Source organism: Streptomyces sp. NPDC002790, assembly GCF_040295505.1.
Lineage (GTDB): Bacteria > Actinomycetota > Actinomycetes > Streptomycetales > Streptomycetaceae > Streptomyces.
In genome coordinates, this window is sequence record NZ_JBEOVM010000072.1 from 1 (window position 1) to 12,971 (window position 12,971).

The following is a 12,971-nucleotide window of genomic DNA, read 5'->3' on the forward strand; positions in this document are numbered from 1 at the left end:
GGCCGTCGTTACACGTCACAGTCCCGCCGCTTCGACGCACGTCACCCCGGTCCTAGGCCCGGTTGAGCGTCCGCGTCACACCCGCCAGCACGGTCGTGGTCAGGATCCACCCGACGGCGACGAGCCCGTACGCGAATCCCTGGACGCCCACGCCGCCCCAGTGCCAGCCGTCGCGCTGGCCGAGCCCGCCGATCGGGATCATCAGGTCGAGGGCGTACGCGACGGGGTTGAAAGGAGGCCCCTCGCCCTTCTTGTTCGGCACGGGCGTGTGGGCGGCGAACACGAGTGAGCCGATCAGGGTGAGCAGCGCCAGCCAGATCCCGGCGATCCACGGCCGGTACCCGTACCCCACGGTGGCTTCGAGCAGCCAGCCCCAGGCCCGACCGGCAGGCCCCAGCGTCGCCCGGCGCCGCCGCTCCCGCACGAGCAGTACGCGGCGCGCCTCGTCCTCGCGTCCGGACCGCCGGTAGTGGGCGGCGAGTTGTTCGTACGGCTGCGGGGCGTAGTCCGGTTGCCGGTCCAGCCACTCCAGCCGGGTCCGCGCGTCGTCGCTGCGGCCGCCGGTCGCGTCGCCGAGCCATTCGTAGGTCAGCCCGTCCAGGCCGAGATTCGCGGGCCAGGTCCGGGGATCGTCCTGGATCCGGGTCGCCTGCGCGTTGCGCAGGTTCACGCCGCCGGCGGGCCGGTGCGAGAACGACAGGTCGAGCGCCTCGACCCGCAGCCCCACGGCCATCAACGACGACTGCCCGCCCAGGAGTTGAGCGCCCCGGAACGTCAGCATGTCCGCGATCTGCGCCCCGCGCAGCCGCACCCTGCCGTCGGCCAGGAACCCGTGGGAGAGCCGCACGGACGACGCCTTCAGGTTGTCCCCGTTGAACGCGATGTCCTCGGGCGAGCCGACCCGTATCCACGCGCCGCGCATCCAGAGCCCACCCGCCAACTCGGCGCCGGGAAACCCGACTTGCCCCTCCGAGACGAACCCGTCCTCGCACATCACCGCGCCCCGCATCACGAGCCCGCCCGCCTCCAGGGCCACCCGCCCCGGCGCGACCAGCCGCGCCCCGTCGAGCCGGAGCCCGCCCGCGATGTCGGCGTGCACCACGTCCACGGCGCCGTCGGCCCCGTCCCGCTCGCCGATCACCGACCGGCGCAGGTCGAGCCGCCCACCGATCCGGGCGGTTGAGGCCATCAGCCCCGGCAGGACGCAGTCGACGGCCCCGAACGCGAGCGTGCTCGCGCCCTCCAGGCCGACCTGCTCGTCGAACCGACACCCCTCGAACCGCACGGCCCGCCGCACCTCGGCCCCGTCGAGCCGCAGCGCCCCCGTGATCCGGGCATCACGCACCACGTACGGCTGCGACCCGGCGCCCTCGTCGAGAATCTCCCGCCTGACCTCAGCTGCGGTCAGCGGCACGGGAGTTGAGGAACGCGGTCCAGGTGCCGGGGGAGACGGTGAGCACGGCTCCGGTGGCGGGGTTGTTCTTGGAGTCGCGGATGTGGATGGCGGTGGGTGCGGTGGCGACCTCTAGGCAGTTGCCGCCCTGGTCGCCGCTGTGCGTGGACTTCCGCCAGTGGTAGGCGACTTCGAGGCAGTTGCCTCCGTTGTCGCCGCTGTAGCTGGACTTGAACCAGCCGGTGATGGGTGCCGCGGTGTTCATGAGGCTCCTAGCAATGTGTCCAGCAACTGCGCGCTCTCTGCTGGAGATAGTGCCTGTGACCTCAGCATTCCATACTTGAGCTGGAGTGTGTGCACCTCGTCGGGGTCCTCGACCAGGGCGCTGATGCACTGGTCCTCCAGGTAGGCCACGCTGTCGTGGTCGACGGTCTCCACCAGCACCATCGGGCCACTGAGACCGGCGTGCGGCAGCCGCTTGGTGGGCATGACCTGGATGCCCATGCACTGCAGACCGCCCAGTTCCAGGACACGACGGATCTGCGCCCGCATGACGTCCGGGCCGCCCAGGGGGCGCTGAAATGCGGTCTCCTCGATGATGAAGTTGCACCACGGCGGGTGCTCCCGCCCCCAGATCGCCTGCCGCTCCAGACGTCCGGAGAGCCAGTCCTCCAGGGTTTCGTCCTCGATGGGCGGGTAGCAGGAGTCGAATACCGCACGCATGTACTCCGGTGTCTGTAGAAGCCCGGGCACGACCTGGGTCTCGTACGTCTGGATGGCGCGGGCCTTCTGCTCCAGCTCCACCAGGTCTGCGACCAGCAGTGGGAACTTCTCCCGCACCGGTACCTTGGCCACCGCGACCGCCAATGCCCCCTTGGTGGCAAGTAGTTCATCGATCTGCCCGGCCAGGGCCAGGCCCACCGGCCGTCGCCCCTGCTCGATGGACGCCATCTTGTCGTGGCTGACACGCAACTGATCGGCCAGCCCCGTCTGCGTCATCCCCACGTACTTGCGGAAATGCGCGATCTGAGCCCCAATGGCATGCCACGAAGTCACCTGCTTCTTCATACGCACTCAGTTCCCCTCGCCAACCCGCCCTGACCGGCGTCCACTCGTACAAATCCAGATGTACGAGTCGGCGCGCTGCCCCACGAACACCCCGCAGCGCGAAGCTCAAGGCATGGAGCAACTGCCCTACAAGCGCGAGGCGTTCTACCGACGCGAACGCAAATCCGTCCCCGCGGCCCGCGCGTTCACAGCCTGGGCCTTGCGCGACTGGCATGCAATCGAACGTCTTGACGACGTACTTCTCTGTGTCAGCGAGCTGGCGACGAACGCACTGCTGCACGGCGTACCGCCAGGGCGGGGTTTCCGGTTGCACATCGAGCTGGGCGGAGACGGCGTGCTCCGGATCGAGGTGCACGACAGCGGCCCGGGAACGGTCCACGAGGGCGAGGCCGGCCCCGAGGAGGAACACGGCAGGGGCCTGCACCTGGTCGCGGCGCTGGCCGACAAGTGGGGGGTGGGGGAGCGGGACCCGGGGAAAAGCGTGTGGTGCGAGTTCGCGCGGGGCGGCGGGAGTGTCGCGTGAGGCAACGCCGAGTTGGCGGCCACGAAACCAGTGGCCGCCTCAACCCGCCGGTGCAGAAGGCCGGTTCAGGCCTCCTTGATCGCCGAGATGTCGAAGTTCAGCTTGATCTTGTCCGAGATCAGGACGCCACCGGTCTCCAGCGCGGCGTTCCAGGTGATGCCCCACTCGGAGCGGAGGATCTCGGTCTTGCCCTCGAAGCCGACGCGCTCGTTGCCGAACGGGTCCTTTGCGGCGCCGTTGAACTCGAGGTCGATGCTGAGCGGCTTGGTGACGCCGAGGATCGTCAGGTCGCCCGTGATGCGGTAGTCGTCGCCGCCCAGGGACTCGGCGGAGGTCGACCGGAAGGTCATCGTCGGGAACTCGTCGATCTTGAAGAAGTCGGCGCTCTTCAGGTGCCCGTCACGGTCTTCGCTGCCGGTCGTGATGCTCGACATCTGCACGTCGAACGAGGCCGTGGACTTCGCGGGGTCCGAGCCGTCCAGGTGCAGCGAGCCGGTGAAGTCGCTGAAGCTGCCCTTCACGTTCGTCACCATGGCGTGCCGGGCGACGAAGCCGAGCGTGGTGTGAGCGGGGTCGACGGTGTACTCGCCGGTGAGCGCGGCGGCGTCCGGGTTGACCGGCGCGGCCTGCGCGGCGTCGGCGGGGGTGGTGGCGGATTCGTTCTTGCGGCCGAAGATGCCCATGACGTGCTCCTTGGGGACGGGCGGCACGGGTGGTGCCAGGTGGGGTGGTGCGGTGATGTTGAACGTTGAACTACCAACAAGTTCGACTGTAGCGCGATGATGTTCAATGTTCAACATCAAACAGTGTGTACCTCCTCGATTACAGCCCGATATGGCCAAGGTCGCCCTTTCGGGTGTGCGTGGGATGCGGGGGTGCGGGGTGGTGTGAGGGGGGTCTCAGTGCGCGGCTTTGTGTGACGTCTACAAGGCGGACCCGTGCTGAGCAGTCACTTCGGCCCCCCGGAGGCGGGGTTCTGTTCAGGGCTACCAGGAAAACGGGCCGGAGACTGTACGGAGTCGACGGACCGTTTTCAGGGGTCCACTTCGTAAGGTCACTACATGACCGTTTTGGACGACACCGCCTCGAACCCGGGGGACGAGCCCACCGACGCCCGTGGCCGCGTGGCCGAGCTGCACGCGATCCGCGCCCAGGCGCTGGCCGGACCCAGTGAGAAGGCGACCGACGCCCAGCACGCGAAGGGCAAGCTGACGGCGCGCGAGCGCATCGAGCTGCTCCTCGACGAGGGTTCGTTCAACGAGGTCGAGCAGCTGCGCCGGCACCGGGCGACCGGCTTCGGCCTGGAGGCCAAGAAGCCCCACACGGACGGCGTCATCACCGGCTGGGGCACGGTCGAGGGCCGCACGGTCTTCGTCTACGCGCACGACTTCCGGATCTTCGGCGGCGCTCTCGGTGAGGCCCACGCCACGAAGATCCACAAGATCATGGACATGGCCATCGCGGCCGGTGCCCCGCTGGTCTCGCTGAACGACGGCGCGGGCGCCCGTATCCAGGAGGGCGTCTCCGCGCTCGCCGGCTACGGCGGCATCTTCCAGCGCAACACGAAGGCCTCCGGCGTCATCCCGCAGATCAGCGTGATGCTCGGCCCGTGCGCGGGCGGCGCGGCCTACAGCCCGGCGCTCACGGACTTCGTGTTCATGGTCCGCGAGACCTCGCAGATGTTCATCACGGGCCCGGACGTCGTGAAGGCCGTGACCGGCGAGGAGATCACGCAGAACGGGCTCGGCGGCGCCGACGTCCACGCGGAGACCTCCGGCGTCAGCCACTTCGCGTACGACGACGAGGAGACCTGCCTCGCCGAGGTCCGCTACCTGCTCTCGATGCTCCCGCAGAACAACCGGGAGAACCCGCCGACCGTCGAGTCCGACGACCCGGCCGAGCGCCGCGGCGACGTCCTGCTCGATCTGGTCCCGGCCGACGGCAACCGCCCGTACGACATGACCAAGGTCATCGAGGAGCTCGTCGACGACGGCGACTTCCTGGAGATCCACGAGCGCTGGGCGCGCAACATCATCTGCGCCCTGGCCCGGCTCGACGGCCAGGTCGTCGGCATCGTCGCCAACCAGCCGCAGGCGCTCGCGGGCGTCCTGGACATCGAGGCCTCGGAGAAGGCCGCCCGGTTCGTCCAGATGTGCGATGCTTTTAACATCCCCATCGTGACGCTGCTCGACGTCCCCGGCTTCCTGCCCGGCGTCGACCAGGAGCACGGCGGGATCATCCGGCACGGCGCCAAGCTGCTGTACGCGTACTGCAACGCCACCGTGCCCCGGATCTCGCTGATCCTGCGCAAGGCGTACGGGGGTGCGTACATCGTCATGGACTCGCAGTCCATCGGCGCGGACCTCACCTATGCCTGGCCGACCAACGAGATCGCGGTCATGGGCGCCGAGGGCGCGGCCAACGTGATCTTCCGCCGGCAGATCGCCGAGGCGGAGGACCCGGAGGCCATGCGCCAGAAGATGGTCAAGGAGTACAAGGCCGAGCTGATGCACCCGTACTACGCGGCGGAGCGCGGCCTGGTCGACGACGTGATCGACCCCGCCCAGACGCGTGAGGTGCTGGTCAAGTCCCTGGCGATGCTGCGCACCAAGCACGCCGACCTGCCGTCGCGCAAGCACGGCAACCCGCCGCAGTAACCGGCACGTACTAGTCGTAGGAGACCCGCCACATGTCCATGCCTGACATCCGCGTCGAGAAGGGCCACGCCGAGCCGGAGGAGGTCGCGGCCATCACCGCGATCCTGCTGGCGCGGGCCTCCGCCGCTCCCGAGGCTCCGGTGCACCGGGTGCGTCAGCCCCGTGCGGGGTGGCGCCGCCTGGAGCGCGAGCCGGGGTTCCGCGCGCCGCACAGCTGGCGCTGACCGGCACCGGTACACACGTCTGAGGCCCTCTTCCCGAATCGGGAGGAGGGCCTCAGTGTGTTTGCAGTCGGACGGGGGGGCGCGGTTGCGGGGCTCTGCCCCGGACCCCGCGCCTCAATCGCCGGCGGGGCTTGAAAGACCTGCTCAATCGCCGCAGGGGCTTGAAGCGTGCCTACCGGAGGCGCGCCATCAGGGCGTGTTCCACCAGCGTGATCAACGTCGACTTCGCGTCCGCGCGGTGCCGGGCGTCCGTCGTGATGATCGGCGTGTCCGGGCCGATCTGCAGCGCCTCGCGGACCTCGTCCGGACCGTAGGGCTGGCCGCCGTCGAAGCCGTTGAGGGCGACGACGAAAGGCAGGCCGGAGTTCTCGAAGTAGTCGACCGCGGGGAAGCAGTCGGCGAGGCGGCGGGTGTCGACGAGGACGACGGCGCCGATCGCGCCGCGCACCAGGTCGTCCCACATGAACCAGAAGCGGTCCTGGCCCGGCGTACCGAACAGGTACAGGATCAGGTCCTGGTCGAGCGTGATGCGGCCGAAGTCCATGGCGACCGTCGTGGTCGTCTTGTCCCCGGTGTGAGTGAGGTCGTCGATGCCCGCGGACGCGGACGTCATGACGGCCTCGGTGCGCAGCGGGTTGATCTCGGAGACGGCGCCCACGAACGTCGTCTTGCCGACACCGAAACCACCTGCCACCACGATCTTCGCCGATGTGGTGGAACGGCTTGGAGCAGCCGGCCCTCCGCTAGAGCTTGCGAAGTCCACTGAGCACCCTTTCGAGCAATGTCACGTCTGGCTGGCCGCCGGCGCTCTCGTCGCCGCCGGGCTGATGGATGGCGACCAGTCCCGCCTCCGCGAGGTCGGCGACGAGAATCCTGGCCACACCGAGGGGGATCGTCAGGAGAGCCGAGATCTCGGCCACCGACTTGATCTCTCGGCAGAGGTTGCAGATCCGCTGGTGCTCGGGCAGTTGGCCCTGCAATTGGTGCGGCTGCGCGGTGGTGTGCACCAGCGCCTCGATGGCGAGCTGGTAACGCGGCCTTGTGCGGCCGCCCGTCATGGCGTACGGGCGCACCAGCGGGTTGTTCTTCGCGGCGGGTGCGGGATTCGCGTCGGGGCGCGGCTGCGGCTGCACGGGCTGGATGCGCGGCGCCGGCGGCTGGTCGTAGGGACCGGGCTGCCGGGTCGGTCGGGCGTGGTTCGCCGACGAGGGGGAAGACGGGAAGTTGTACCGGTTCTGGGATCCGTCGTCACCCATACCCGCCTGGCCACGACCCCGGCCGTGGCCGTAAGGCGGCCACTGGGCCGAGGAACCGCTCGGGGGTGTTGCTGAACCAGACACGAACTTCCTCCTCCGACTGCGCTGGGCACCATCACTGTGGAGCCGCGTCCCGAAACCTTACGGCCCCGGGACACGAATACGCACTGCCTGTCTGTTAGTTGAGAAGGCTTCCCTGAAGCTCCGCTCGCAGGTCCGGCGTGAGAACCGTGCCTGCCCGGTCGACAAGAAGGGCCATCTCGTACCCAACGAGGCCAATGTCCGCCTCGGGGTGTGCAAGGACGGCGAGAGAAGAGCCGTCGGAGATGGACATGATGAAGAGGAATCCTCGCTCCATCTCCACAACTGTCTGGTTCACAGGGCCGCCTTCGAAGATGCGGGAGGCGCCCGCGGTCAACGAGGTCAGACCCGATGCGACGGCCGCCAACTGGTCGGCGCGGTCGCGGGGGAACCCTTCGGACATCGCCAGAAGGAGTCCGTCGGCGGAGACCACCACCGTGTGGGACACACCGGGGGTGTTGTCCACGAAGTTGGTGATCAACCAGTTCAGGTTCTGTGCCGCCTGGCTCATCGGGCTCACACTAACGCTCCTGGTTGTAGGTGCTGTCAGGACCACTGTGCTGATTCCTAGTGGCCTGGCCGTTCGTATCACTGCTGCCCTCGTTGCGACCCCGCTGTACGCCGCGACGCAGGTTGCTGAGCCTGCCCCGGACGTCCTCGGGGGCGCGGGAGACCTGTGGGCCGCCCTGCGGCGTGGACTCCGCCGTGCCCTCGACCAGGTTGGCCTTGGGTACCCGGCGCGGCAGCCCGGACGCGGTGACTCCGCCCGCCTTCGGCTTCTTGAGCTGCTCCGCGCGCTCCCACCGGGCGTCGTTGGCCGAGCGCCAGGAAGTGTCCTCGTCGGAGTGGGTCTCGGGGGCCTGCTCGGGGGTCGGTGCGGGCTCCTGCGGGGCGCCGCCACCGCCGCGTCGCGGCAGACCGGCGTCGGTCAGCGCGTGGGGTGCGGAGGGGGCCGGTCCGGTCGTGTCCGCCGAGGGGGTGGCACCGTGCCCGTCGAAGCCTACGCGTTCCTGGTCCGCCGCGGCAGTGCCCGGAGCGGATTCCGCTTCGGGGCCGAACGGGCCCTGGAAATCGGCCTGGTAGGGCTCCCGGAAGGCGTCCTGAGCCTGCCAGTCGGCCCGCGGCGGGGACGGCTCGAAGGGGTTGTACGACTCCCGCGGGGCTTCCGCATAGCCGTCCTGCGTGGGGTACCCGGAGGCGAATCCGTCCGGCTGCCCGTTGTCGTGAGTGGGCTGCACGGGGACGAATCCGTCGAAACCGCCCTGCTGCCGGCCGTCGTAGCCGAACTGCCGCTCGTCGTAGCCACCCTGCGGTTCGTCGTAGACGCCCGGCTGCGGATCGTCGTAGGCGAATTGCCGACGGTTGTCGTACGGGGCCTGCCGGGTGTCGTACGCGTTCTGCTCCGCGAAGGGCGGACGGTCCTGCTGCGGCTGCTGTGGCTGGAACTCGTCGCGGAACAGCGGGCGTTCCTGCCCGGCCTCGTCGGGGTCCTGCTGCTGCGCCTCCAGGGCGGCACGGCGCTCCTCACGCATGAGGGAGCGGCCGACAGGGTCCAACTCGCGGGCGTCGTCCGGGACGTCGTAACGGCTGTCGTCGAAGCCGAGCTCGGCGGCCGTGCGCAGCGGGGTGTGCTCGAAGGCGGCCTGCTCGGGGATCATCGTCGAGACGGTGAACTCGGTGTCCTCCAGGACCCCGCCGCCACCACCGTGCGTGATCACCTCGGGCAGCATGACGAGCGACGTCGTGCCCGCCTGCTCGCCCGAGGGGCGCAGCTGCACGCGGATGCCGTGCCGGTCGGAGAGCCGGCCGACCACGAACAGGCCCATGCGCTGGGAGATCGCGGCGTCCACCGTCGGCGGGTTGGCCAGCTTGTGATTGATGTCCGCGAAGTCCTCGGCGGTGAGGCCGATGCCCTTGTCGTGGATCTCGATCATGACGCGGCCGTCCGGGAGACGGGTCGCGGTGACGCGGACCTTGGTCTGCGGGGAGGAGAACGTCGTCGCGTTCTCCAGGAGCTCGGCGAGCAGGTGCACGAGGTCGGTGACCGCGCGGCCGTGGATCTCGGCCTCGGGGACGCCGGCCAGCTCGATGCGCTCGTACTGCTCCACCTCGGAGGAGGCGGCGCGCAGCACGTCCACCAGCGGCACCGGCTGGTCCCAGCGGCGGCCCGGCTCCTCGCCGGCGAGCACCAGGAGGTTCTCGCCGTTGCGGCGCATACGGGTCGCGAGGTGGTCCAGGCGGAACAGCTGCTCCAACTGGTCCGGGTCGGCCTCGTTGTTCTCCAGGTCGGTGATGAGGGTCAGCTGGCCCTCGATCAGCGACTGGTTGCGGCGCGACAAGTTGGTGAAGATCGCGTTGATGTTGCCACGGAGCAGTGCCTGCTCGGCGGCGAGCCGGACGGCCTCGCGGTGCACCTGGTCGAAGGCGCGGGCGACCTCACCGATCTCGTCGGTCGTGACGATCGGGATCGGCTGTACGCGGGTGTCGACCCGGCCCGGCTCGGTGCGCGAGAGCTGGTCGACGAGCATCGGCAGGCGCTGCTCGGCCACGTCGAAGGCGGCGGAGCGCAGCCGGCGCATCGAGCGGGACATCTGCCGGGCCATCTGCCCCGCGATCAGGACGGCGACGAGCAGGGCGATCACGACGGCGGCGCCGATGATGATCGCTTCGCGCCTGGCGTCGGCGGCGATGCCGGAGGCCTCGGTCACGGCCTTGTCCGCCAAATTCGACTCGATCGTGCGATAGGCGTCGAACTTCGCGGTGTTGACCGCCCACCAGTTCTCGGGCGTGACGCCCTTCTGGGCGAGCGCGAGCCGGGCGCTGGGCTGGGTGCTCGGCATGGCCACCACGGCGGCGACCATCTTGGTGTTCTCGGGCGGCGGGACGTATGAGGGATCCTTGGCCTTGGTCGCGGCGGCCTGCTTGGCGCCGTCGGACTTCAGCTTCTTGATCGTGGCCTCCAGCTTCTGGAGGTCCTCGGCCGTACCACCGCCCTTGTACTCCTCGATGGCGATGTTCTCGAGGTAGGCGTAGCTGCCGAGCGCGGTGCGCTGGCGGCTCAGGTTCGTGGCGCCGGGGCCCGGCTTCACCAGGAGGTGCATGCCGATGGACCGCTCCAGCGAGAGCGCCGCCTTGGTCAGCGAGATCGCGTAGACGGTGCGGCCGTAGCTGGTGATGTTGCCGGTGCCGAGGCCGAGCTCGTTGGCGAACTCCATCAGCGGGTGCTGGATGGCGACGTAGCCCTCTTCGGTCTGCACGCCGGAGAGCTTGGAGGTGTACGCGGCTGCCCGCAGCTTCTTCAGGCCGGGCTCGACCTTGGTGAACTGCGCGAGGCGGCGCTGGAGGCCTTCCTTCTGCGGCATGTTCGCGGCCGCGGCGTGGAACTTCTCGGCGGCGGCGTCCGTGGCCTGGCGGGTCTCGGCGACCTTGGGGTCGCTCTTCTTGCCCTGGAGGAGGGGTGCGGCGGTGGTGTCGCGCTCCTCGATGAGGCGGTTGCCGTACGTCAGCGAGGCCTGCACGAGGCGTGCGGTGCTCTCGGCGTCCTCGGCCTCCTGCCAGGTGTCGATCGAGTTCGACACCTGGAAGCCACCCATGACGAGGCCCACGACCACGGGTATGAGGAGGATGGCGTTCAGCTTGGTGGGTACACGCCAGTTACGGGGCGACAGGCGACCGCCCGACGGTGCCGGCGCCGGTGCTTCGGCCGCCGGTGCGGTCCGCGCCGCTTCGCGCGGGGGCGGGGTGAAGTTGCCCCGCGCCGAGACCGGCTCGGGACTGTTCTTGCTTCGCCTCACTCGACCAACAACCTCTCGGCGTCGGCACCTACGTTGTGCCGCTGTATGTCTCCAGGCCCATTCCTACTGGGCAGTTCAGCGCATTCCAGCACGTCAGGAGGCGCACTTCCAAACAGTCGGAAGCGGAAGCTCCGGGTGACACGTACCCCAGATAAAACGGTCATAAAGAGCGAGCCCCGCCAAAAGGCGGGGCTCTTGTGAGCGCAGGGGAACCGGCTGTGCGCGACGTGTGTCGGCGCCCTGGGAATTCTCTTTCGAAACGTTATGAACACCACGGCCCGGCGTGTCAAAGGCCACAGAGGTCGCCGAAGGGGCTACGGCAACTGTCGTACGGATCCAGCCACTTACTGACCGGTATCCGACCGTTTCTGACAGGCGGCTGCTGTCGGCTGCTGTCGGCGGTCGGCCGGGGCTACTTCAGGCGGGCCATGAGCGCGTGCTCCACCAGCGTGATCAGGCCGCTCTTCGCGTCGGCGCGGTGCCGGGCGTCGGTGGTGATGATCGGGGTGTCGGGGCCGATCTGCAGGGCCTCGCGGACCTCGTCGGGGGTGTACGGCTGGTGCCCGTCGAAGCCGTTGAGGGCGATGACGAAGGGCAGGCCGGAGTTCTCGAAGTAGTCCACGGCCGGGAAGCAGTCGGCGAGGCGGCGGGTGTCGACGAGGACGACGGCGCCGATCGCGCCGCGCACCAGGTCGTCCCACATGAACCAGAAGCGGTCCTGGCCCGGCGTACCGAAGAGGTACAGGATCAGGTCCTGGTCGAGCGTGATGCGGCCGAAGTCCATGGCGACCGTCGTGGTCGTCTTGCCTCCGGTGTGCGTCAGGTCGTCGATCCCGGCGCTCGCCGAGGTCATCACGGCCTCGGTGCGCAGCGGGTTGATCTCGGAGACCGCCCCGACGAACGTGGTCTTGCCGACGCCGAAGCCGCCCGCCACCACGATCTTCGCCGAGGTGGTCGCGCGGGCGGTCCCCACGGAACCGTCAGAGCTTGCGAAGTCCACTGAGCACCCTTTCGAGCAGAGTCACGTCCGGCGCACCGCCGTTGGCCTCGTCGCCGCCCGGCTGGTGAATGGCGACGAGCCCGGCCTCGGCCAGGTCCGCGACGAGGATCCGGGCCACGCCGAGCGGCATCGAAAGGAGCGCCGAGACCTCGGCCACCGACTTCACCTCGCGGCACAGGTGGCAGATGCGCTGGTGCTCCGGCAGCAGCGTCATCAGGGCCGCGGGGTCGGCCGTCGTGCTCACCAGCGCCTCGATGGCGAGCTGGTAACGCGGACGGGTCCGGCCACCGGTCATCGCGTAGGGGCGGACCAGGGGCTGGTCGCCCTCGAAGCCGTACCCGGCGTGGGCGGTGGCACCGTACGGGTCGTGTGAGTCGGTGGGCGGGGTCATGGATCCTCCGGGCGGGACGACAAGTGCGGGGGCCTGCCGTCTGAGGGTGGGCCGGTGGGGGGATTGTGACGGCGGAACAACGGGTGTGCGGATTGCGTGCGCTGACTGGATTCCTGGGATGCCGATGAAGCAGACTGCGAAGCGGCCGGGGTTACCGGCCGTTACGGGCCTCAGTGCAGCAGGCTGCCCTGGAGCTCGGCCCGCAGGTCGGGGGTGAGCACGGAGCCCGCCCGGTCGACCATCAGCGCCATCTCGTAGCCGACGAGGCCGATGTCGCAGTCGGGGTGCGCCAGTACGGCGAGCGACGAGCCGTCCGAGATGGACATGAGGAAGAGAAAGCCGCGCTCCATCTCCACGACCGTCTGATTCACCGGGCCGCCCTCGAAGATCCGGGACGCGCCGGCCGTGAGCGAGGTGAGCCCCGACGCCACGGCCGCCAACTGGTCCGCGCGGTCGCGCGGGAACCCCTCGGACATCGCGAGCAGCAGCCCGTCCGCGGACACCACGACCGTGTGCGAGACACCCGGTGTGTTGTCCACGAAGTTCGTGATCAACCAGTTCAGGTTCTGTGCCGCCTGGCTCAT

At 69.2% G+C, this 12,971-nt stretch carries 14 protein-coding genes; 3 read left to right on the plus strand and 11 right to left on the minus strand.

Annotation, left to right across the window (positions count from 1 at the left end; translation table 11 throughout):
• Window positions 1-52: 52 nt before the first annotated feature.
• From ABT004_RS25790 to ABT004_RS25800, 3 genes are read right to left on the minus strand one after another with little or no spacing between them, the layout of a single operon-like run.
• Window positions 53-1,414, minus strand: coding sequence for an oxidoreductase (locus ABT004_RS25790; RefSeq protein ID WP_351341310.1), 1,362 nt, complete (start codon window positions 1,412-1,414; stop codon window positions 53-55).
• Window positions 1,395-1,658, minus strand: coding sequence for a DUF397 domain-containing protein (locus tag ABT004_RS25795; protein WP_351341312.1), 264 nt, complete (start codon window positions 1,656-1,658; stop codon window positions 1,395-1,397). The genes ABT004_RS25790 and ABT004_RS25795 overlap by 20 nt, the downstream gene beginning before the upstream one ends.
• Entirely contained in the window at window positions 1,655-2,461 is an 807-nt protein-coding gene (locus tag ABT004_RS25800; protein ID WP_351341387.1) for a helix-turn-helix domain-containing protein, read from the minus strand. The genes ABT004_RS25795 and ABT004_RS25800 overlap by 4 nt, the downstream gene beginning before the upstream one ends.
• A gap of 112 nt (window positions 2,462-2,573) precedes the next feature.
• On the opposite strand from ABT004_RS25800, the gene ABT004_RS25805 reads away from it, so the two are divergent.
• On the plus strand, window positions 2,574-2,984 hold the full coding sequence (locus tag ABT004_RS25805) for an ATP-binding protein (RefSeq protein WP_351341314.1): 411 nt from the start codon (window positions 2,574-2,576) through the stop codon (window positions 2,982-2,984).
• A gap of 65 nt (window positions 2,985-3,049) precedes the next feature.
• Here ABT004_RS25805 and ABT004_RS25810 read toward each other — a convergent pair whose 3' ends face one another.
• On the minus strand, window positions 3,050-3,667 hold the full coding sequence (locus tag ABT004_RS25810; protein WP_351341316.1) for a YceI family protein: 618 nt from the start codon (window positions 3,665-3,667) through the stop codon (window positions 3,050-3,052).
• Between the two features lie 378 nt (window positions 3,668-4,045).
• Between ABT004_RS25810 and ABT004_RS25815 the strand changes: the two genes are divergently transcribed.
• The gene (locus tag ABT004_RS25815) at window positions 4,046-5,641 is read left to right on the plus strand and encodes an acyl-CoA carboxylase subunit beta (protein ID WP_351341319.1); all 1,596 of its coding nucleotides are present in this window, start codon (window positions 4,046-4,048) and stop codon (window positions 5,639-5,641) included.
• Window positions 5,642-5,673: 32 nt separating this feature from the next.
• On the plus strand, window positions 5,674-5,865 hold the full coding sequence (locus ABT004_RS25820; RefSeq protein WP_351341322.1) for an acyl-CoA carboxylase subunit epsilon: 192 nt from the start codon (window positions 5,674-5,676) through the stop codon (window positions 5,863-5,865).
• 172 nt (window positions 5,866-6,037) lie between these two features.
• On the opposite strand, the gene ABT004_RS25825 is transcribed toward ABT004_RS25820, so the two are convergent.
• From ABT004_RS25825 to ABT004_RS25855, 7 genes are all read right to left on the minus strand, one after another.
• Window positions 6,038-6,628, minus strand: a complete 591-nt coding sequence (locus ABT004_RS25825) for a GTP-binding protein (protein ID WP_351341325.1) — start codon at window positions 6,626-6,628, stop codon at window positions 6,038-6,040.
• On the minus strand, window positions 6,609-7,205 hold the full coding sequence (locus ABT004_RS25830; protein WP_451188101.1) for a DUF742 domain-containing protein: 597 nt from the start codon (window positions 7,203-7,205) through the stop codon (window positions 6,609-6,611). The genes ABT004_RS25825 and ABT004_RS25830 overlap by 20 nt, the downstream gene beginning before the upstream one ends.
• 94 nt (window positions 7,206-7,299) lie before the next feature.
• Window positions 7,300-7,713 (minus strand): roadblock/LC7 domain-containing protein, encoded by a 414-nt coding sequence (locus ABT004_RS25835; protein WP_266714481.1) that lies wholly within the window; start codon window positions 7,711-7,713, stop codon window positions 7,300-7,302.
• Window positions 7,714-7,723: 10 nt separating this feature from the next.
• On the minus strand, window positions 7,724-10,996 hold the full coding sequence (locus ABT004_RS25840) for a sensor histidine kinase (protein WP_351341331.1): 3,273 nt from the start codon (window positions 10,994-10,996) through the stop codon (window positions 7,724-7,726).
• A 412-nt stretch (window positions 10,997-11,408) separates the two neighbouring features.
• A complete protein-coding gene (locus ABT004_RS25845; protein WP_351341334.1) occupies window positions 11,409-11,996 on the minus strand; it encodes a GTP-binding protein in 588 nt (195 codons plus the stop codon).
• Window positions 11,977-12,387: a DUF742 domain-containing protein gene (locus ABT004_RS25850; protein ID WP_328632288.1), complete on the minus strand. Its 411-nt coding sequence runs from the start codon at window positions 12,385-12,387 to the stop codon at window positions 11,977-11,979. The genes ABT004_RS25845 and ABT004_RS25850 overlap by 20 nt, the downstream gene beginning before the upstream one ends.
• A 170-nt stretch (window positions 12,388-12,557) precedes the next feature.
• On the minus strand, window positions 12,558-12,971 hold the full coding sequence (locus ABT004_RS25855) for a roadblock/LC7 domain-containing protein (protein ID WP_266718905.1): 414 nt from the start codon (window positions 12,969-12,971) through the stop codon (window positions 12,558-12,560).

What these genes read in the sequence shown, in the direction of transcription:
- ABT004_RS25815 (WP_351341319.1), top strand. Translation starts at nt 4,046, where the DNA reads ATGACCGTTTTGGACGACACCGCCTCGAACCCGGGGGACGAGCCCACC.
- ABT004_RS25800 (WP_351341387.1), bottom strand. Translation starts at nt 2,461, where the DNA reads ATGAAGAAGCAGGTGACTTCGTGGCATGCCATTGGGGCTCAGATCGCG.
- ABT004_RS25795 (WP_351341312.1), bottom strand. Translation starts at nt 1,658, where the DNA reads ATGAACACCGCGGCACCCATCACCGGCTGGTTCAAGTCCAGCTACAGC.
- ABT004_RS25850 (WP_328632288.1), bottom strand. Translation starts at nt 12,387, where the DNA reads ATGACCCCGCCCACCGACTCACACGACCCGTACGGTGCCACCGCCCAC.
- ABT004_RS25805 (WP_351341314.1), top strand. Translation starts at nt 2,574, where the DNA reads ATGGAGCAACTGCCCTACAAGCGCGAGGCGTTCTACCGACGCGAACGC.
- ABT004_RS25855 (WP_266718905.1), bottom strand. Translation starts at nt 12,971, where the DNA reads ATGAGCCAGGCGGCACAGAACCTGAACTGGTTGATCACGAACTTCGTG.
- ABT004_RS25820 (WP_351341322.1), top strand. Translation starts at nt 5,674, where the DNA reads ATGTCCATGCCTGACATCCGCGTCGAGAAGGGCCACGCCGAGCCGGAG.
- ABT004_RS25810 (WP_351341316.1), bottom strand. Translation starts at nt 3,667, where the DNA reads ATGGGCATCTTCGGCCGCAAGAACGAATCCGCCACCACCCCCGCCGAC.
- ABT004_RS25835 (WP_266714481.1), bottom strand. Translation starts at nt 7,713, where the DNA reads ATGAGCCAGGCGGCACAGAACCTGAACTGGTTGATCACCAACTTCGTG.